This is a genomic window from Novosphingobium pentaromativorans US6-1 (assembly GCF_000767465.1).
Lineage (GTDB): Bacteria > Pseudomonadota > Alphaproteobacteria > Sphingomonadales > Sphingomonadaceae > Novosphingobium > Novosphingobium pentaromativorans.
On record NZ_CP009291.1, the window covers coordinates 1214060 to 1233187 of the forward strand.

Here is a 19128-nt window from a genome sequence, read left to right on the forward strand (position 1 = left end):
GCGCCGGGGGGTAAAACGTCAGAACGCATAGCCAACCTGCATGTACCACGCGCGCGGGCGGGCGTAGATCACCTCGGCGTAGCCCAGGGTCGCGAGCGAGGCGTTGCCCTGAACCTTGTAATGCTCGTTGAAGAGGTTCTGGACACCGGCCTGCACGGTCAGCCCCTTGCCGTCCTGCGCCAGGGTCAGCGAGGCGTTGGTCACGGCATAGTCGCCCTGCTCGATCTCGGGAACGCTGCCGGTGATGAAGGTGGTCTTGGTCTGGTAGCTGACGTCCACGCGCGGAGTCAGCGTCCAGCTTCCCAGCAGGACCTCGTAGCCGATGCCCAGATTGCCCTGGAAGGAAGGCGTGAGCGGCAGTTCGTCACCCGGAGCGATCGTCGCGGTCGCGCCCGGAATGTCGGTGACCGAGCGGATCTGGTCGTCGAGATGGCTGAGTCCGGCATCGATCTGCAGGCCCCAGGCCGTATGGTAGCTGAACTCCGCCTCGAAGCCCTGCATACGTGCCTTGCCGGCATTGAACAGCAGCGGCACGACGCCCTGGCGGAAGATGAGCTGGATATCCTTGTAGTCGGCGCGGAAGGCCGCAAGGTTCAACCGGACGTCGCCAAGGTCGAACTTCGCACCCACTTCATAGCTGGTAACCTTCTCCTCGTCGAAGGGCACCGGCACGAAACCCGGCGGCGGCGCGTTGTAACGGGTATTGAAACCGCCCGACTTGAAGCTGTTGGCATAGGAAAGATAAGTGCTCAGCCAAGGCGTTACATTGTAACGGATGCTCGCCGAACCGGTCAGCGCCGAGAAGCTCTTCCGATAGGGCCGGTAATAGATATAAAGCGGCCCACCGTCTGGAATCGCCTCGGTCGGCAGTGGATCGGGGTCAGGCAACGTGGAGGGGAAAAGGCTGCTGACATTGCCGATGTAGGACTTCTTGTCCTTCGTATAGCGCGCGCCGACAGACAGTTCGAGATCGTCGGTGAGTTCGTAGGACACCTCGCCGAAGGCTGCGACGGAATCGGTCTTGAGGTCGGAAAGCTGGAGATCGCGGCTGCCCGGCCCACCGGCAAGGACAGAGGATATGACCGGCGGCGACGGCGGGAAAGCAAGAAGAACCGTGGCCCGTTCGAAGCTCTTCTCGTTGTAGTAGAATCCGCCCAGGATCATGTTCAGCCGGTTGAAATCGAACTGGAACTGGAACTCCTGGCTGAATTGTTCCGAATTGGTGGTCAGGTCGGTAGTCAGGATCTCGAACGGGGTGTTGTCCGCATCGCGAACGCCGCGTGATTTCGTCTTGCGATAGGACGTGATCGACTTGAAGCTCAGCCAGTCCGACAAGGTCGCCCGCGCCGTCGCGGCGAGGCCCCAGGTTTCCGACGTGCTGGTGACGGGCGCCGTGCCGCCATTCGTGAACTTGCCCAGGGCCTGCGCGTCGTTGGCGCAGCGCGCGTCAGCCGTAGCAGGCACGAAAGGCGCCCCGAAACGCGGATCGCCGGGGGTCAACGGCGCGAACGGGATGGTCGCGCCGGGACAACCCGCACCGACGCTGACGATGGCCGGCACCGGCGCGGTCTCATTGATACCTGCGAATACGAAGGGCGCGCCGTTTTCGTCGCGCTTGTTGTAATCGCCCCGAATAAACAGGTCGAAATCGCTCGACGGCTCCCACTTGATCGAACCGCCAAGGCTCCAGGAATTGTCGTTACCCAGATCGCGGCCATCGAAGATACGGGTGACATAGCCATCGCGCTTGCGGAAGCCGCCCGAGACGCGCGCCGCGACCGTCTCGCCGAGCGGCAGATTGAGCGCCGCAAAACCTTCGCGCAGGTTGTCGTCACCGATGCGCACGCGGCCTTTTCCGCTGAATTCGCCAAGCACCGGCTGCTTGGTACGCACGAGGATTGCGCCGCCGATAGTATTGCGGCCGAAGAGCGTGCCCTGCGGGCCGCGAAGCACTTCGACCCCGGCAATGTCGCCGAAGTCGATGGCACCGCCAACGGCCCTGCCGACATAGACTTCATCGATGTAGATGCCGACGCCCGGATCGACTGCGGCAGTCGGGTCCAGCTGGCCAATACCGCGAATGAACACGACGGTCGCGGCGCTGGTGCCCGACAACTGGCCGGCCGACTTGAACTGAAGGCTGGGAGTGACCCGCTCGAGGTCTTGAGTTTGCTGGATCTGCCGGGTTTCCAGCATTTCGGCAGATAGCGCAGTAATCGCGACCGGAGTTTCCTGAAGGCTTTCCTCACGCCGCCTTGCCGTTACCACGATGATATTTGCTTCACTCTGGCCGCGCCTGGCCTGCGTTTCGCCCTCGCCTTCCTGTGCCAGCGCGGTGGAGGACAGTCCCGCTGCCGCGACCAGCGACAGGCAGGTCGACGCCGCATAGATTCCACGCATGATTTTCAAATGCCTAGCCATGCCCAACTCCCTTAAATGACGGGCTTTTGCCCGAGGATGCGCTTGGATTGCGCAGCATTCTGTTATAATTTATAGCTATATATTATAGTGATAATCTTCGCAGTGCAAGACCAAAACCCGTCGATTGGCTTGACAGTGATCGCTTCGTTGTGAACGAGCATTAACATGGCCGCCCTCGACAAGGCGCAAGGAGACTCCGATACCGTGGCAGACGATTTCACCGACCCGCTCGAAATGCGGCCGGGTTACCAGCTGAAGCGCGCCGCAGCTGCTGCCATGAGCGATCTGAACGAGCGCCTTGCGGTGCTCGACCTGCGCCAGGTGGACGCATCGGTCATGCTCATGATCGATGCGATACCCAATGTCATCGCCAGCCACATTGGCCGCGTCCTCGATATCAAGAGCGCCAACATGGTGCCCCTGCTGCGCCGCCTCGAGGAGCGCAGACTGATCGAGAAAGTCCCGCTGGACGGCAAGTCGCACGGACTGCACCTCACCGCCGAAGGCGACGTCCTCCTGGTCGAGGCCCGCGCGATCCTCGATCAGTTCGAGATCGACCTGATGGAACGCATCCCTTTCCAACATCGCGAGCATCTCGCTCCGGCCTTGCGGGCAATCTGGCATAGCGTGGACTGACCGCCGGCCGCCTTCTCAGGCGACCAGCATCAGCGCATCTAGAACCGAGAGGCCCTTCCCTTCCTCATAAAGCATGACCGGATTGAGATCGATCTCGAGAATCCGGTCATTGCCCTGCATGACCTTGCCGACCGTCTCGACCAGCCGCGCCAAGGCTGCAACATCGCGCGGCGCACTGCCACGAAATCCGCGGAGCAAGGGCGCCTGTGCAAGCCCGTGGATCGCCTCGGCAATGGCCTCTGCGCCCTGCCCGGGGGTAATCAGCGTAACGTCGCCCAGGACTTCGGCGGTAACACCGCCGAACCCCACGAGCACGACAGGCCCCCATTCGGCATCGCGCTTGGCACCGACGATCATCTCCGTGCCAGGCCGCCCCATCGCTTCGATCAGCACGCCGTCCAGCACGATCGAGGCATCGTAGCCAGCCACCGCTTCGTGCATGGTCGCCCAAGCCTCGCGAACCGCAGCTTCGCCTTCGAGTGCCAGCCTGACGCCGCCTGCATCGCTCTTGTGCCCCAGCGCAGCCGCTTGCGCCTTCATCGCGACGCGGCCACCAAGTGCCGCCGCGGCAGCGACCGCCTCATCCGCACTTGCCGCGAACCGACCTTCGGGAAAGGCGATCCCGGCAGACGCCAGCACCTGCTTGGCGCGATATTCGGGGATCGTGCCGGACTCCAGTTGCGCCAGCGGCATGGGATCGATGGCAGTGTCACCGCCCGGCCGCCTGCGATGGGTCAGCCGCGCTATCGCCCTCAGGGCGCGCTCGGTGCTGGGGAAGCAGGCAATGCCCGCTGCGCGCAGGCGCGCAAGCCATTCGCGCGGCACCTCGGCGCCCTCGTCCAGCCCTGCGAACACGACCGTCTTGCCGCCTTCACCCCCTTCCAAGGCCTCAAGCACGGCGGGGAACTTCAGCGCACAGGTGGTCGGATCGGTCTGGATCAGACCGACGAGGATCGCGCCGACCCGTTTATCGGCGAGCAGAGCCGCGATCGTCTCGGTATAGATCCGAGGCTGCGAGAGGCCCATGGCCGTGATGTCGAGCGGATTGGAGACCGGAACGAATTCGGGCAAGGCAGCCCGAAGCGCCGGACTGTCGGCATCGGCAAGCCCGGCCAAGGCCAGGTTCAGCTCCTCGGAGAGATCGAGCGTAAGGGCCTTGAATGCTCCGCTCTCGCCCAGAACCGCGGCTCCCGCTTCCGGCAAGGCCGACGAACGCACGGCGATCTCGGAAACGTCGGCCAGTTCCTCCAGCGTTTCGGCCATGATGACCCCGGCCTGCTCGACCTTGGCACGCATAACCTTGTAATCGCCGGCCATGGCGCCGGTGTGGGTCGCGGCGCTTTCCCGCGCGGCACTCGAGCGCCCCGGATGCAGCAGGACCACTTCCTTGCCCGCGGCACGCAGGCGCTCCACCACCTGCAGGAAGGCCTGCGGTTTACGGAAATGCTCGACGATCATGGCGACGATCTTCGTGTGCGCATCGTCGATCAGCCATTCGAGATAGTCCTCGACCCCGCTCGCCGCCTCGTTGCCGGTCGAGACGGTATAGCTGATACCCAGTTCGCGCGACTGCAGCATCGTGGCCAGCACGGCCGCCATCGCTCCACTTTGCGAGACTACCGCGATGCCGCGCCCCTCCGGCGGGCGGCACTCCGTCTCCACGAATGTCAGCGGCACCTTGTCGACGTGATTGACGCAGCCAAGGCAATTGGGGCCTTCGACGACGATGCCGTGCCGGGCGGCGATCTCGGCAATCTCTCGTTGCTCGGCAAGGCCTTCCTCGCCGTCTTCGGCAAAGCCGGCCGAGAAGATCACAGCCGCGCCGACGCCGCGCTCGGCCAGCCCCTTCAGCGCCGGGAGAATGCCTGCACGTGGAATCGCAAGCACCGCGCAATCGACGCCTTCAGGCAAATCCTCGATTCCGGCGAAGCACTTGCGCCCGCCGATTTCGCTGCGCTTCGGGTTGACGGGGTAAATCGCCCCGTCGAACCCGTTGCGCTCGAGATTGGCCAGCATCGAGGAGCCCAGTGCGCCGGGCTTGTCGGATGCGCCGACAACCGCGACGGATCGCGGCTTGAGCAGCCTGTCGATATTCTTGGAGCGATCCATGTCTCGCACCTCTCTCACGTATCGCTGTTCAGTCGAGCTTGCTCTTGTCGAAGGCGCCAAGTCCCGGCTTGTAGGATTTTTCGTCGAGGAACTGGCGGGTCGCTTCCTTGCGGCTCTGCTTGCCGCCGAAGTCGTTCAGCGCTTCCTGCGCCCGCACGAGATAGTCCTCGGCGTTGTCGTAAGTCATTTCGCGGACCCGGCGGATCGCCCACTTGGTGGCGCGAAGGGCATTGGTGTCCTTCTTCTTCAGACTGTCGCAGACTTCCTGCACGCGGGCCCTGAGCTTGTCGTCCGGCAGACACTCGTTGACGAGACCCCATTCCGCGGCCTGTTCGCCAGTCAGGTTCTCACCCATCATCGCGTGGTACATGGCCTTGCGGAAGCTGAGCAGTTCCGCCGCAACCTTGCTCGCCCCGCCACCGGGCAAGATCGCCCAGTTGATCTCGGAAAGACCGAACTGCGCGCTCTGCGCACAAAACGCGAGGTCGCAGGCGAAGAGCGGACCGTAGCCGCCGCCGAAGCACCAGCCGTTGACCATCGCGACCGTCGGCTTCTCGTACCAGCGCAGGCGCTCCCACCAGCCATAGGCTTCGCGCTGGGACTGCCGGATGGCGCCGATACCCTTTTCCTCGTTCATGCGGAAATATTCGAGCAGGTCCATGCCTGCAGACCAGGCTACACCTTCGCCGGTAAGGACGAGCACCTGCACGTCTTCGCGAAATTCGAGGTCCTCGATGACCCGCAGCATCTGGCGATTGAGCTTGGGGCTCATGCAATTGCGCTTGTCGGGGCGGTTGAAATAGACCCATGCGACGCCGTCCTCGATTTCGTAGCGGACGGTTTCCTCTTCAGGACGCGGATCTGGTTGTGATGGCGTAGCCATGGATCATCTCCCTATGTTGCCGATTAAACCGGCCGGAACGACTGATCGATTAACTCTCAATTTTGCTATATGCAATAGCTATCTTCCATATCAATCTGTCCGGACAACAGCATACATGTTGCCGGACGCAATTGCATCGGCCCGAGATTCCTCAAGGAACCTGGCACATCAGGCAGTAAAAACGACGAGCCGCTTCCGGCCTGGAGGCGATGCATGCCTGCAGGCGTACAAACGCAAGCGGCGCCCGGGATTGCCCAGGCGCCGCGTTTTCTTGCCATTCATGTCAACAAGAGCTTCAGATCGCTTCAGGCGGGTGCGGCGCAGCCATCTGCACGCGGATCGGACGCTCCCTCGAACCGCCCGTCGCCATGGGCGACGACCGCCCCTGCATGCCCCATTGTGTCCGAATAGTCCGGCAAGCGCTCAACACGGTGCCCTGCCCCGGCAAGGCTGTCGAACAGGGCCGCTGGAAAACGGCTTTCCAGCTTGAGCGTCGCCGACTCCTCGCCCCAGGTCTTGCCGAGAAGCCAGCGCGGCGCCGATATGGCCTCCTGAAGCCCCTGGCCGAAAAAGGCATAGCGGGAAAAGATGGCAGCCTGCGTCTGGGGCTGTCCGTCCCCGCCCATCGTTCCGTACGACATCACCCGGCCATCATCGAACAGAGCGAGGGCGGGATTGAGCGTGTGAAATGGCAAGCGTCCCGGAGACAGGCGGTTCGGCCCATCGGTCAGGGTGAAGCTGCTGCCCCGGTTCTGCCAGAGCACGCCGGTGCCATCCACGACCACCCCCGATCCGAATTCCCAGAATATGCTCTGAATAAAGCTGACGACCGTTCCATCGCGGTCCGCAGCCCCCATCCAGATGGTATCGCCTGTCGATGCCTCCACCGGCCAAGGCAGGGCGCGCGCCGGGTCGATCCGGCCCGCCTCCTGGGCGAGAAAGGCAGGCTCGAGCCACTGGCGCGGATCGATCGCCATGAAGGCAGGATCGCCGACGTGGGCGTCACGCAACAGAAACGCACGCTTGGTCGCCTCGACTGCGGCATGGACATGGGCGAAGCTATCCCGCTCACCCAGGGCAAGCCGGTCCATCAGGGCGAGGATCATGAGCGAGGCAACGCCTTGCGTCGGCGGCGGATGATTAAACAGGGTCGCCTTGCCGCAGCGGACCGACAGGGGCGCGACCCGCTGCGCTCGCTGGCTTTCCAGGTCGGCAAGGCGCAAGGGTGACCCGGCGCCCTCGAGGCCCTTGGCCAGACTGCGCGCGATGTCCCCGCGGTAGAAGTCATCGAGTCCCGCTTGCGCGAGCCGTTCCAGCGTTGCCGCCAGTTCGGGTTGCCTGAGCACCTCACCATGGCCCGGAGCCTTTCCGCCGGGCATGAATGTCCTGGCAAAGCCGGGCTGGGGTTGCAGTTCAGCGACCTTCGCCGTGGTCAGTTCATGTTGGCTGCGCGTTACGATGATCCCCTCGCGCGCATGGGCTATGGCCGCGGCGAGAAGGTCGCGGAGCGGCAGGCCCGGCTTGGGCATGAGGGAAAGAGCTTCGGCCCAACCGGAAATCGTGCCTGCCACTGTCAGTGCAGCCGGTCCGCCGCGCGCGGGAATGGAGGTGCCTTCGTAGAATGAATCGGTGGCGAGCATCGCCGAGCGGCCGCACCCGCTGATGGCGACGGGGGCTTCTCCGGGGCGATGAATGAGCCAGAAGCCATCCCCGCCAAGGGCATTCATGTGGGGATAGACAACCGCGATCGTCGCTGCAGCCGCCACCATTGCCTCGATGGCACTGCCCCCTGCACGCAGGATATCGCGCCCGGCCTGCGCCGCCGCACCATGCGGTGCGCTCATCATGCCATGCCGGCTCCAGGCGCTATTCTGCATCGATCTTCCTTTCTTCGCTGGCGATGCGGCAACCGCCTCGCCAGATTTCTCTTTGCCTGGGGCGAGCGACCACCGCTTCCGCAACGCTCTGCGCATTCAGGACGACGAAATCGGCTGGCATTCCTTCGGCCAATCCATAGTCGCGCAGGCCAAGCGCGCGGGCGGCATTGCCCGTCACCATGGCAAAGGCGAGCTCGAGCTCCTTGTCGGTGTAGAGCCCGGCGCGATAGCCGACCATCATCGCCCTCTCCAGCATGTCGGCGTCACCGTAAGGCCACCAGGCGTCGCGCACGTTATCGCTTCCCGAAAACAGCAGGACGCCTTCCTGCGCCAGCGCCGCAACCGGCGGGCATGGCTGCGGGCCCGGTCCGTTCGTCATTATCGCAACCCCGGCGCGCGCCAGCAGCGCTCCGGTCCGGCGGGCCACATCGAGCGGCACGTCGCCCAGTGCATATGCGTGGCTGACCGTCACGCGGCCGCCCATACCCAGCGCCTGGGTACGCTGCGCAATATCTTCAATCTGCGCTATGCCGACCATGCCGAAATCGTGCAGGTGGATGTCGATCGGCACGCCCTTGCGGTCAGCAATCCCGAAGACGATATCCAGATGATCGTCCTGCGCACCGTCGAAGCCGACCGGATCGATACCGCCGACGAGGTCCGCACCAGCATCGACCGCGGCCGACAGCAGATCCGCCGTTCCGGGATCGGACAGGATGCCGCTCTGCGGGAATGCCACGATCTGGACCGTCATCGCATCGGCCATGGCCTCGCGCAGGTCCAGCAAGGCCTCCACATTGGAAAGCCCCGCCTTCATGTCGACGTCGGCATGGGTCCGCAGGTGAAGCGTGCCATTGCCCAGAGCCAGTTCGGCCAGCGCCATGGCGCGTTCCCGCACCGGACGGGCATTGGCAAGCGCCGCTTTCTCGAAGGCAACCCGCTCACGAACGTCGAACGCGCCGGTGCAGGCTCGATGCGGCTGCCAGTCGCCGGGCAGGAAACTCTTGTCGAGGTGAATGTGCCCGTCGATGAAAGGCGGCACGACCAGCCGCCCTGCCAGATCGTGCACCGCCCCTGCCACGAAGTTGGGTGCAGCTGCGCACAAACGCTTTATGCGGCCATCGGCGATGCCGATCGCCAGGGGTGAGCCGTCCGCTAAGCGGCCGTTGATTAACCAGTTGTCCATGATCCGATCCCGTGGCGGAGCTGCGATTTCTTCGCGAAGTGCCTACCCCAAACGTCACGGTCAAGACAATTGCGTGCAATCTCAAATTTAATTGCATGCAATCTTGCGGACATTTTGAATGCGCCATAGAAGCCGCGCCATGACGCATCCTTCTTCCGGTCCATTCGATCTTGTCGTTCACGGTGCCATCCTTGCCGACGGAAGCCGCATGGCACTCGGCATCAAGGATGGGCGCTTTGCAGCTATCGCACCTTCGCTGCCCCCCGCTCCACGCGAGATCGACCTGGGCGGGCGCCTCGTATGCGGTGGCCTTGTCGAAACACACCTCCATCTCGACAAGTCCCGCCTGATCGACCGCTGCGGCTGCGGCCATCCCAGCCTGGCCCATGCAGTGAAAGCCGTGGCCGAAGCCAAGCGGAACTTCACGGTGGAAGACATCTATCGCCGTGCCGCGGCAACGCTCGAAGCGTGCATCGGCCATGGCACCACGCATATTCGAACCCACGTCGAAGTCGATCCGCGGGTGGGCCTGCGAGGGCTTGAAGCGATGATCGCCCTGCGCCGCGACTATGCCTGGGCTATCGAACTCCAGATCTGCGCCTTCCCGCAAGAAGGGCTGACCAACGATCCCGGCTGCGAAGCACTCCTTTTGGAGGCGCTCGAAAACGGCGCGGATCTGCTGGGCGGCGCCCCATACATGGACGCGGCCCCTCGCGAACAGCTGCAACGCCTTTTCACTTTGGCCAGTGCATACGATGTCGATCTCGACCTGCATCTCGATTTCGACCTCGATCCAGAAGGATCCCAGATCGGCGACCTGTGTCGCCTGACCGCCCAGCACAAGCGCGGCGGCCGGGTGGCGATAGGCCATCTCACGAAGCTGGCAATGGTCTCGCCACTCAATCGCATCCCGTACCTGCAACGCCTGGCGGACGCCGGAATCGCGGTCAGCACTTTGCCGGCGACCGACATCTACCTGCTCGGCAAGGAGCTGGGCGTGCATGCTCCCCGCGCTCTTGCACCGGTACATGCAATGGTCGATGCCGGCATCTCATGCGCGATCTCGACCAACAATGTCCTCAACCCCTTCACACCCTTCGGCGATTCCTCGCTGCTGCGGCTTGCAAATTTTCACGCCAACGTGGCCCAGCTCGACAGCAAGGCGGCCATGGACAGGAGCTTTGACATGATCTCCACCATGGCCGCACGGTGCATCAATGCCGACTACGGCATCGGCGTGGGCCGGGCTGCGACTTTCGTGGCACTGGATGCGGCTTCGCCCGAACAGGCCATACGGGAAATCGCGCCTGCGCTGCTCGGCTATCGCAACGGCCGTCGCAGCTTCACCCGAGCGCAAGTGGAGCTTCATCATCCCGAACATCGCCGGCATCGCGAACACCGGGAACACCGGGAACACCGGGAACATGGGCATGATCGCGAACTGTGTTTGTCTGAAGCCGAGTACTGCTGATGGAAAAGGACCAACCGAACAAGACCGATCGATCGGAAGCCATTTATCGCGCCCTGCGCGAGGCGATCATCGAACAGGCGCTGGAACCCAGGACCAAGTTGTCCGAAGATCGCATCGGCCAGCAATTCGGCGCCAGCCGAACGCTTGTACGTCTCGCCCTAGGCCGGCTCGCCAATGAAGGCCTCGTCACTCTCGAGCCCAATCGCGGCGCTTACGTGGCGCTGCCCGAATGGGACGAAGCGGCAGAGCTGTTCGAAGTACGCACGGCCCTTGAGCGCATCGCAATCGAACGAATTGCCCGCAGCGCCGACATGGATGCGATCAGGCAACTGCGCTGTCACATCGAGGAAGAAGCAGCGGCAGCGGCGCTCGACGACCGCAGGAAGTCCATCCGTCTCGCAACGGAGTTTCACATTCTTCTGGCCGATCTGGCGCGAAGTCCCCTGCTGTCCGGCTATATCGCGCAACTCGCGTGCCGCTGCGGGCTACTCCTCGCCCATCATGACCCGACCCATTCGGCAGACTGCGCGGTCAGTGAACACGGCGCCATCATCGACGCACTGGAACAGGGCGATGCCGAGCGCGCGATCCACCTGTCGGACGCGCATCTTGGCGGGGTCCTGAACCGGGCCCTGGAAGGACGACCGCCTTTGGAGGGGCAGGATCTCGACCAGATCCTTGGCCCCTACGCCGAGCGGGTTCTGGCACAAGGATCGAAGAAATGAATATCGATGAACCCGAAGCACTCGCATCCCTGACCGAGGCGAGCGATGCCTATGAGGCCGCCCTGCAGGACAACGACCTCGATAAGATGGACCAGCTGTTCTGGGACGATTTTCGCACGACCCGCTTCGGCGTGCGCGAAAACCTGCATGGCATCGCGGAAATCCGCGAGTTTCGCATTCAGCGTCCGGGTGGAGCGCCCGCCCGCGACAATCTTCGCCGCACCATTACCGTGTTCGGCCCCGATCATGGCCATTGCGCCATCGAATTCCGCTATCGGGGCAACGGTGCACTTGGGCGTCAGACCCAGATGTGGGTCCGCCTCGACGGCGCCTGGCGCGTGATCGGCGCGCACATCTCGCTGCTGCCCGCCTGAGTGAAGGGGCCGCAGCGGCCCCGCCCACTTTCCGACCAGTCCTCCCGACGACAGGCAGGCCCCGCCCCGGGATCGCGAGGAGCAGCTTGCCCGCGCGCCAAAGGATAAGACATGACCCTGTTCGGCATCACCTTCGACCGTTTCCTCGGCGCGCTGCTCGTAGCGATCATCGCCGCCATAGCCCTGCCCTCGCTGGGCATGTCAGGCGGGCCGCTGCATGTCGATCTCATCTCGAAGTACGGCGTGGGACTTGTCTTCTTCCTCTACGGCCTCACGCTCGACCCAGCGCGAATGCGGGCGGGACTGGGCCACTATCGCCTGCACCTCATCGTCCAGACGACGACCTTCATCCTCTTTCCGCTGATCGTCCTGGCCTTGCATGCTCTGGCCGGGCCAGCGTTGACGCAAGAGGCGTGGACCGGATTCTTCTTCGTGGCAGCCCTGCCCAGCACGGTATCGTCCTCGGTCGCGATGGTTTCGCTGGCCCGGGGCAATGTCCCTGCCGCGATCTTCAACGCCACCCTGTCCAGCCTGATCGGCGTGTTGGTCACGCCCGCCCTGATGGCCTGGTACCTGTCCCAGTCGAGCATGCCGCTGAACCTTGGGAATGTTCTGATCAAGGTCGTGGGGCTTGTCGTAATGCCCATTCTTTTCGGCTCCATCGCCCAGCGCTGGCTGGCGGGATGGGCCATGCGCAACCGGAAGGTCATCCAGCTTGCCGATCGCGGCGTGATAACCGCCATCGTCTACAACAGCTTCTGCGATTCCATCGCGAAGGGCGTGTGGAGCGCCCACAATGCCGACCTGGTGGTGAAGATCGTCATCGGTGTCATCATTCTCTTCGCGATCGTCTATGCGCTCACGAACGCGATCTGCAACGCCCTGGGCTTTTCCCTGGAAGACAGGATCGCCTGTACTTTCTGCGCGTCGAAGAAGTCGCTCGCCACCGGCGCGCCCATGGGTGCGATCATGTTTGCAGGCCAATCGGCCTTCGGCATCCTCATCGCCCCCATCATCCTCTACCATTTCTGCCAGTTGGTCATCACCAGCATCATCGCCTCACGCTTCGCTTCCCGGGCGGCGGATCAGTAACAGGCAAGCGGACCGAGCGCCGCCGCAGGCGCCGCGAGCCTGCCCTCCTCCCCTGAAGGGCAGGCCGCGAACGAGGCAATCAACCGAGCAGGCCTTCCAACGCGGCTGCAGTGGCCAGAAGCGTCTCGTCTTCGCCCCGACGAGCGAGCAGGCATAGCCCCAGCGGCAAGCCCTCGACACTTGCCACGGGCAAGGACACGGCGGGCAACCCGGCCAGTCCGGCGATGCACGTCATCGCGATCGTCCTGTCTCGCAGGCTCTGCTTTTCCGGCGCCGGCAATTCGAGCTGCGGCGCAGCCCCCGATGCCGTCGCGAAAGCGAGAACGCCGCCGGGGGGGACATGCTTCTCGAAGGCAGCGAGAATCTGTTCGGCCGCCATGTCCGCCAGATTTGCACGAGCGGGATCGGCCTTCGATGCCATCTCGAAGCGCAGGCCAATGCCCGGGCCGAACTTCGGCTTGTTACCCTCGATCCACTCACCGTGGGTTTTCCAGACCTCGACCGGCTGGCGGGCCAGGAACGCGTCTTTCCATTCCTGGAGACGCCCGTCCGCAAAGGAAGTGCGAACGGTCTCGATGTCGAGATGCTTCGCGACTGCCTTGACCGCATCGTCAACGGCATCGGCCGCGTTGCGATCGGCAAGCGCGAGTACGTCCGTGGCAACCACCAGACAGCGCGCGGCCGGCTTTTCGGCAAAGTCCGGCAGGAGCGGGCCGGTCGCCCTGGCAAGCCATGCTCCGCTCGATGCCAGCACGCCTACCGCGTCGAAGCGCGGTGCCAGCGGCACGAGACCGTCGACCGGAACCCGGCCATGCGTCGTCCTGATGCCGAATATACCGCAATAGGAGGCCGGCACGCGGGTCGATCCACCGGTATCGGTTGCCATGGCATAAGGAACCAGCCCTGCGGCGACCGCCGCGGCAGATCCGCTGGATGACCCACCGGGAATACGGCCGGGCGCCCTTGTATTGAGCGGGGTGCCGTAATGGACATTCGTACCCGACAGGCTCAAGGCGAGTTCGTCGGTATGGGCGATACCGATGACATCGGCGCCCGCGTCCAGCCACTGCTGAACGGCCCAGGCGTTGGCGGTTTCTACCGGCGCCTGTTCCAGCCAAGTCGGATTGCCGGCGCCGATGCCGTATCCCGCCACCGCGAACAGATCCTTGATTACCGTTTGGGAACCGGCCAGCGCCCCTGAACCGCTGCCACGCGCCAGGTGCGCCGGGCCCATCCGCAAGGCGCGGCAATGGTCCTGCGCCAGTTCCAGTTCGTTGATCATGTTATTCCCCGATATTGAGCGAAGGCCGACCGGGCGAAGAATCGACACCGACGATCTACAAGATCATTTTATGACGTATTTTTATGCGGTTGCACAAGTTGAAGGCAATGACGTGTATCGTCAGAAAGAGTCCTTGGATTCAGCATTCCACAGGACCTTGCCGTTCGCGAGCTTGATGGAGATCACGCTGCCCATCGACGAACCGTTGCGCATTGGGTGCATCGTCACGCTGATGCGATCTCCGGCCTTCAGTGTCTCGCGGTTCCAGCCCTTGCGCGCGATGATGTTGGGGGCATGGCATTCGCCCGCCCACTTGACGACTTCGCCGTCCGGCTGGCGCAGTTCCATGTGGATCCACACATGCGGCATCTGCCAGCGGAACTGCTCGACCGTGCCGACGACGGTTATCGTCTTTGCGTTGTCGAACATGGCGAAGCTGTGATGGGCGCCAGCCGTCGTCGGGGCAAGGCTGAGGCCGAGCGCGGCCAGGGCGGTTAGAACCGAAGTCGGGCCCACGCGCTTCATTGCGCGCCGTACCACGGGGTGCGGGACAGATTCAGACATGTTTTTTTGCTCCACGAATTGCTGCCGCGCGGTCCGCAGGCGACGGGCAAGATACGGCCCGCGCCCCGAAAGCGCGAAGAGGGACGCCGTCAGAGAAAGCCGATCCAGCGGCCGGCAAGGATCGCACTGATCCAGAACACGATCGACGCACCACCCGAAATCTTCATTGCCGGGCTGGCCAGGGCATCTCCGCCCGCCAACTGCCACCGCTTCATGGCGTGGCTGTGGAAGAACAGGACATTGAGCGCAGCACAAACCAATACGACCAACTTGATGCGAAAGGCGGGGTTCTCCGCGAACATCATCGCGGACGAGATGAACATGAGTACCCCGGTAATCAAAGCGAGTGCAAATACACACCAGGTGAGCGGCAGAACTTCATCCATGACCGACTGCACGGCGCGGCGCTGGAACACGAGCCCGAGGATCCGCAGGTCGACGATCCAGATACTGCCGACAACCAGCGCGATGGCTATGACGTGCAGCGTTTCAAGGGTGGGATAGGCCCAGCTCGATTCACGGACGAATTGCGCCACGCCAAGCGACTCCAGGTCGGAAAGGAAAGACAAATCAACGCTTCCCATAAGGCAACTCCTGCATTTGGCCGCCAGAAGGCACCGGTTCAGACATAAGCGATCCAGCGCCCGGCAAAGATGATGGAAGCCCAAAGAACGATGGTCACCGCAGCCAGCGCCTTGCCGCCGGCTTCGCGCCGAAGATCATCGCCCCGGCGCACGACCAGGACGACTGCGGCCATGATCGCTGCGACCAGAACCATCTTCACCTGGAACAGCGCATTGGTCAGCTCGCGAGCGGGCTCTCCGATGACGAGAACGATGCCGGTGAGAAGCAGCACCAACCCTGCATAAAGGCCGACGAGGCCGGATCGGCGCATGACCGACGGCGACCGGTCGTCTGCCGGGGCCAGGCCGAGCAGGCGCAGGTTGATCATCAGCAAGGCGCCCGAGAGCGCCGCGATGGCGAGAATATGGACGCTCTGGACAAGTGGCGTGACCCATAGATGATTGGCAATGAATGCGCTCGCCGAAGTCTGCGCTATTTGCTGGCTGGCTTGCTCGAACATCCGGGAAACCTCGTCCTAAACTGTGCAACACACCCTAGTCGAGGAGAGCGCGATCCGCTTTCAGATAGGGTTTGAAGGTCTTCACGAATCGTTCGCGATGCAGATCGCCTGCGCTTGTGCAAAAGATGGAGCAGCAGCAGGAGGCCCCGACCTTCCCGCTAGCACCCGCAAGTCAACGCAAGTCACGCATCGGAGCACAATCCATGCCTTCCGTCATTTCAAAGGCGCCCCCCCTTGCCGTGGGGCTGGCGCTCGTCCTCGCGCCGTCGGCGCAGGCCCAGGACCTTCCCATCGAAGGCATGTGGAACTACCGTGTATCGGAATGGACAGACGGCGCTTCGGTGCCCCAGCCCGAATTGACTCAGGAAGCCAAGGATCTCCTCGCAAGGAAGAAGGCTGCGGAGCGCTCCGGGTACACGCGAAGTGTTGCGAGCATGATCTGCCTTCCTATCGGTTTTCCCGGCGTCATGTTCTTTCGCACGCCGATACAGATTCTCGCAGGAGCCGGGCGGGTTGCGATCACTGCCGAATCCGCCATCGAGCCGCGAACGGTGTACTTGGACATCCCGCACCCGGATGTGTTGGATCCGTCATGGTACGGCAATTCCGTCGGCCACTGGGAGAGCGGCGACCTGATCGTCGACACGGTCGGTCTCAACGGCCGCGGCAAGCATCACGGGATCTGGCAGGTGGGGCGCGACCTGCCCGGCACCAGTGACCAGGCGCATATTGTCGAGCGCTTCCACGTCGAACCCGATGGCCAGGTCCTGACCATGACAATGACGGTCGAGGATCCGGTCTACTATGCAAAGCCGTATTCGGTGACCGTGCATTACGACCGCATGCCCAATGACAGCCCGCGCTACGAGGCTGTATGCGAAGTCGATTTCGACGCCCTTGCGAAAGTGGACCTCGAGGCGATCAAGGACATCGATGTCGAGGCCGAGCGGATGCTCGATCCGAACATCCAGTACAACCCTATCGACAGCTCCAAGTAGACACCTGCGTGCGCCTCCATCCGGCCTTTCCCCGCAGTAAAAGTCCTGTCGGGAAAACGGCTGTCGAACCGCAACTCACTGGGCTGCAGCCCCTATCGTTGATGAGGAAATCCATGAAGAAGATCAGCAGCCTGGTTGCCATCGGCCTGGCCCTTTCGTCGCCGGCCGCATATGCGCACCATTCCTTCAACATGTTCGATTCGAGCAAGTACGTCGAATTTGACGGCGTGGTCAAAACCTTCACCTGGCGCAATCCGCACGTGATGATCACGGTTCAGGCAGGTAACAAGGTCTGGACGGTCGAATGCTCCACGCCGAACATCATCGGCCGCAAGGGCTGGAGCCCGACAGTGATGAAGGCGGGTGACAAGATCCGTTTCCGAATCCATCCGCGCAAGGACGGATCCGACTACGGCCTCGCCGTCTCGGCAAGGCTGCCGAACGGCACGATCATTACCGACAAGCCCTGATCACGGCTGCCACACTAGCGGAACTCCCATGCCGACCCCCAATTCAGGCCAAGGCTCGACTGCAATCGAAGCGACGGACCTATCTACCGCCTCTGGATCTGCGGCAAGCGGCCCGGCGGGCGCCGCCCGCGTTGTCGCTCGCTGCGACATGCTCAAGCACGCACCCTTCAGCGATTCCAGCGATCAACTGTTCAGACCCTTCCTTGGCGAGGCGCATCACGCGACCATCCTGCAGGTAATGAATTGGGCGGTCCAGGCCGGGATGACAACACGTCTCGACGGTATCGGCAATGTCGTTGCCCGCTACGAAGCAACCGCGCCCGGCGCCCCCGCAATCCTCATAGGATCGCATATCGACAGCGTGAGGAACGCCGGCGCGTACGACGGGCCGCTGGGCGTCCTTCTCGGGATAGATCTGGTTGCGCGGTTCCACAGCAAAGGCGAACGCTTTCCCTTTGCGCTGGAAGTCATTGCATTCGGCGACGAGGAAGGATCCCGCTTTCCTTCCTCGATGATGTGTTCCCGGGCCGTGACGGGCGCGCTTGACGCGGAAGCGCTCGATATTCTCGACTCTGAGGGGATCAGCGTCGGCCAGGCGCTCGAGACGTTTCCCCGGATCGCCGGTCAGGAGCTGACGGACCACAGGCTCGACCAGTCCCGTCGCAGCATCGACGAACTTGTCTGCTTCGTCGAAGCTCATATCGAACAGGGCCCCCTGCTCGAGGCGATCGACGAAGCCATCGGCGTCGCCACCAGCATAGCCGGCCAGCAGCGTTACCAGGTGACCTTTTGCGGGCAGGCCGGCCATGCCGGTACGACTTCGATGCTCCTGCGCAAGGACGCGCTTGCCGCTTCGGCCGAAGCCATACAGCTGATCGAGAATGTCGCAACCAGCTTCGGTGAAGACTTGGTGGCCACGGTGGGTCAAGTCGATGCGCGGCCGGGTGCCGTCAACGTGATCCCGGGCCAGGTCGCCTTCACCTTGGATATTCGCTCCGGCGACGACGGGCTGCGCAAGATCGCGGCCGCCCGGATCCTCGAAGGCCTCGGTGCCATTGCAGAGCGCCGTGGCATTGCCGTCGACCACGATCTGGTCCAGGACCTGCCCCCCTCCCCCTGCGATCCCGAACTTATCGAGTTGATGGTCGAAGCGGTGCGCAAGACCGGAAGTTCCGGTCGAAAGATGGTTTCCGGGGCAGGACATGACACGATGGTGATGAGCAAGTTCATACCTTCGATCCTGCTTTTCATCCGGTGTCTCAATGGCATCAGCCACAATCCAGCGGAAAGCGTCACAGTCGAAGACGTCGACCAGGCGCTCGATGCCCTGGAGCACTTCATCCGTTACTTCCCTTACGATCCGGAGCAGGCGCCGGGCTGAATACACTGTCTCAGGATTTCCAAGCATCATCCTGAGTGGAACGGCGTCCCGAAAGGGGCGCCGTTCTTTTTTTGAGGCAACTGGTCCATGTGCGCAAGCCCGGCCCGGTCGGCACCCGAAGTTCTCCGCCGCCATTGCTCCGCGGCAAGGCGTCCATTTCATTCCCGGTCCGCGCTGGATCGGCTTCGTCCCGGGGCCGCTCGCTGAGAGCAAGAGAGCATTCGCCACGGCATGACCTCTGGCCGTCTTACTCCCCCATCCCTCACGGCCACGATGTGCTCCAGGCACCAGAGCCCCACTCGAATTCGACGCAAGGCGAGGCAAGCTGACTGCGCCCGTGCAAAGCCCGAGAGGTACCGTTCCCGCCATGCCGGGCGGACTTGCGCCAAACCACCGCTACCGCCGCGGCAACCGCCAACGCCACCGTCTCCGTCTCCGTCTCCGTCAAAAACAGCCCATGGGTTCGAGGGAACCGGGCAGGCACAAAAAACCACGCCACCGGGTGAACCCGATGGCGTGGAAGAGGGAATATTTCGCATGTCTCGCTCCGGCGAACCGGAAGCGATTGTGCCTAG

General features: G+C 63.1%; 17 protein-coding genes. 8 read left to right on the top strand and 9 right to left on the bottom strand.

The window, feature by feature from the left end:
- Window positions 1-18: 18 nt before the first annotated feature.
- Window positions 19-2400, bottom strand: coding sequence for a TonB-dependent receptor (locus JI59_RS05665; protein ID WP_052117843.1), 2382 nt, complete (start codon window positions 2398-2400; stop codon window positions 19-21).
- A 186-nt stretch (window positions 2401-2586) separates the two neighbouring features.
- Between JI59_RS05665 and JI59_RS25595 the strand changes: the two genes are divergently transcribed.
- Window positions 2587-3057 (top strand): hypothetical protein, encoded by a 471-nt coding sequence (locus JI59_RS25595; RefSeq protein WP_007013751.1) that lies wholly within the window; start codon window positions 2587-2589, stop codon window positions 3055-3057.
- Window positions 3058-3072: 15 nt separating this feature from the next.
- Here JI59_RS25595 and JI59_RS05675 read toward each other — a convergent pair whose 3' ends face one another.
- From JI59_RS05675 to JI59_RS05690, 4 genes are all read right to left on the bottom strand, one after another.
- Window positions 3073-5166, bottom strand: coding sequence for an acetate--CoA ligase family protein (locus JI59_RS05675; RefSeq protein ID WP_007013750.1), 2094 nt, complete (start codon window positions 5164-5166; stop codon window positions 3073-3075).
- Between the two features lie 28 nt (window positions 5167-5194).
- Entirely contained in the window at window positions 5195-6049 is an 855-nt protein-coding gene (locus JI59_RS05680) for a p-hydroxycinnamoyl CoA hydratase/lyase (protein WP_007013749.1), read from the bottom strand.
- 305 nt (window positions 6050-6354) lie between these two features.
- Entirely contained in the window at window positions 6355-7926 is a 1572-nt protein-coding gene (locus JI59_RS05685; protein ID WP_038575612.1) for a gamma-glutamyltransferase family protein, read from the bottom strand.
- Window positions 7916-9112 (bottom strand): amidohydrolase family protein, encoded by a 1197-nt coding sequence (locus tag JI59_RS05690; protein WP_007013747.1) that lies wholly within the window; start codon window positions 9110-9112, stop codon window positions 7916-7918. The genes JI59_RS05685 and JI59_RS05690 overlap by 11 nt, the downstream gene beginning before the upstream one ends.
- A 139-nt stretch (window positions 9113-9251) precedes the next feature.
- Here JI59_RS05690 and JI59_RS05695 point away from each other — a divergent pair, with 139 nt between their 5' ends.
- The 4 genes from JI59_RS05695 (at window position 9252) to JI59_RS05710 (ending at window position 12774) form a co-directional block, all read left to right on the top strand.
- The gene (locus JI59_RS05695) at window positions 9252-10583 is read left to right on the top strand and encodes an amidohydrolase family protein (RefSeq protein WP_238532564.1); all 1332 of its coding nucleotides are present in this window, start codon (window positions 9252-9254) and stop codon (window positions 10581-10583) included.
- Window positions 10583-11308, top strand: a complete 726-nt coding sequence (locus JI59_RS05700) for a GntR family transcriptional regulator (protein ID WP_007013745.1) — start codon at window positions 10583-10585, stop codon at window positions 11306-11308. Before JI59_RS05695 ends, JI59_RS05700 begins: the two co-directional genes overlap by 1 nt.
- Complete coding sequence (locus JI59_RS05705; RefSeq protein ID WP_007013744.1) at window positions 11305-11682, top strand: AtzH-like domain-containing protein; 378 nt, start codon at window positions 11305-11307, stop codon at window positions 11680-11682. The genes JI59_RS05700 and JI59_RS05705 overlap by 4 nt, the downstream gene beginning before the upstream one ends.
- Before the next feature lie 111 nt (window positions 11683-11793).
- The gene (locus JI59_RS05710; RefSeq protein ID WP_007013743.1) at window positions 11794-12774 is read left to right on the top strand and encodes a bile acid:sodium symporter family protein; all 981 of its coding nucleotides are present in this window, start codon (window positions 11794-11796) and stop codon (window positions 12772-12774) included.
- A gap of 79 nt (window positions 12775-12853) precedes the next feature.
- On the opposite strand, the gene JI59_RS05715 is transcribed toward JI59_RS05710, so the two are convergent.
- The 4 genes from JI59_RS05715 to JI59_RS05730 all read right to left on the bottom strand — a co-directional run bounded on the left by JI59_RS05715 (window position 12854) and on the right by JI59_RS05730 (window position 15704).
- A complete protein-coding gene (locus tag JI59_RS05715) occupies window positions 12854-14056 on the bottom strand; it encodes an amidase (RefSeq protein WP_007013742.1) in 1203 nt (400 codons plus the stop codon).
- A 120-nt stretch (window positions 14057-14176) separates the two neighbouring features.
- The gene (locus JI59_RS05720; RefSeq protein ID WP_038575614.1) at window positions 14177-14620 is read right to left on the bottom strand and encodes a DUF6152 family protein; all 444 of its coding nucleotides are present in this window, start codon (window positions 14618-14620) and stop codon (window positions 14177-14179) included.
- Window positions 14621-14709: 89 nt separating this feature from the next.
- On the bottom strand, window positions 14710-15204 hold the full coding sequence (locus JI59_RS05725) for a DUF6644 family protein (protein ID WP_007013740.1): 495 nt from the start codon (window positions 15202-15204) through the stop codon (window positions 14710-14712).
- A gap of 38 nt (window positions 15205-15242) precedes the next feature.
- Window positions 15243-15704 carry a DUF6644 family protein gene (locus JI59_RS05730; protein WP_007013739.1) on the bottom strand — a complete coding sequence of 154 codons (462 nt, stop codon included), beginning with the start codon at window positions 15702-15704 and terminating at the stop codon, window positions 15243-15245.
- A 203-nt stretch (window positions 15705-15907) separates the two neighbouring features.
- On the opposite strand from JI59_RS05730, the gene JI59_RS05735 reads away from it, so the two are divergent.
- From JI59_RS05735 to JI59_RS05745, 3 genes are all read left to right on the top strand, one after another.
- A complete protein-coding gene (locus tag JI59_RS05735) occupies window positions 15908-16702 on the top strand; it encodes a hypothetical protein (protein WP_238532563.1) in 795 nt (264 codons plus the stop codon).
- A gap of 113 nt (window positions 16703-16815) precedes the next feature.
- On the top strand, window positions 16816-17172 hold the full coding sequence (locus JI59_RS05740) for a DUF6152 family protein (RefSeq protein ID WP_038575615.1): 357 nt from the start codon (window positions 16816-16818) through the stop codon (window positions 17170-17172).
- A 28-nt stretch (window positions 17173-17200) separates the two neighbouring features.
- Entirely contained in the window at window positions 17201-18553 is a 1353-nt protein-coding gene (locus tag JI59_RS05745; protein ID WP_007013736.1) for an allantoate amidohydrolase, read from the top strand.
- Window positions 18554-19128 lie beyond the last annotated feature (575 nt).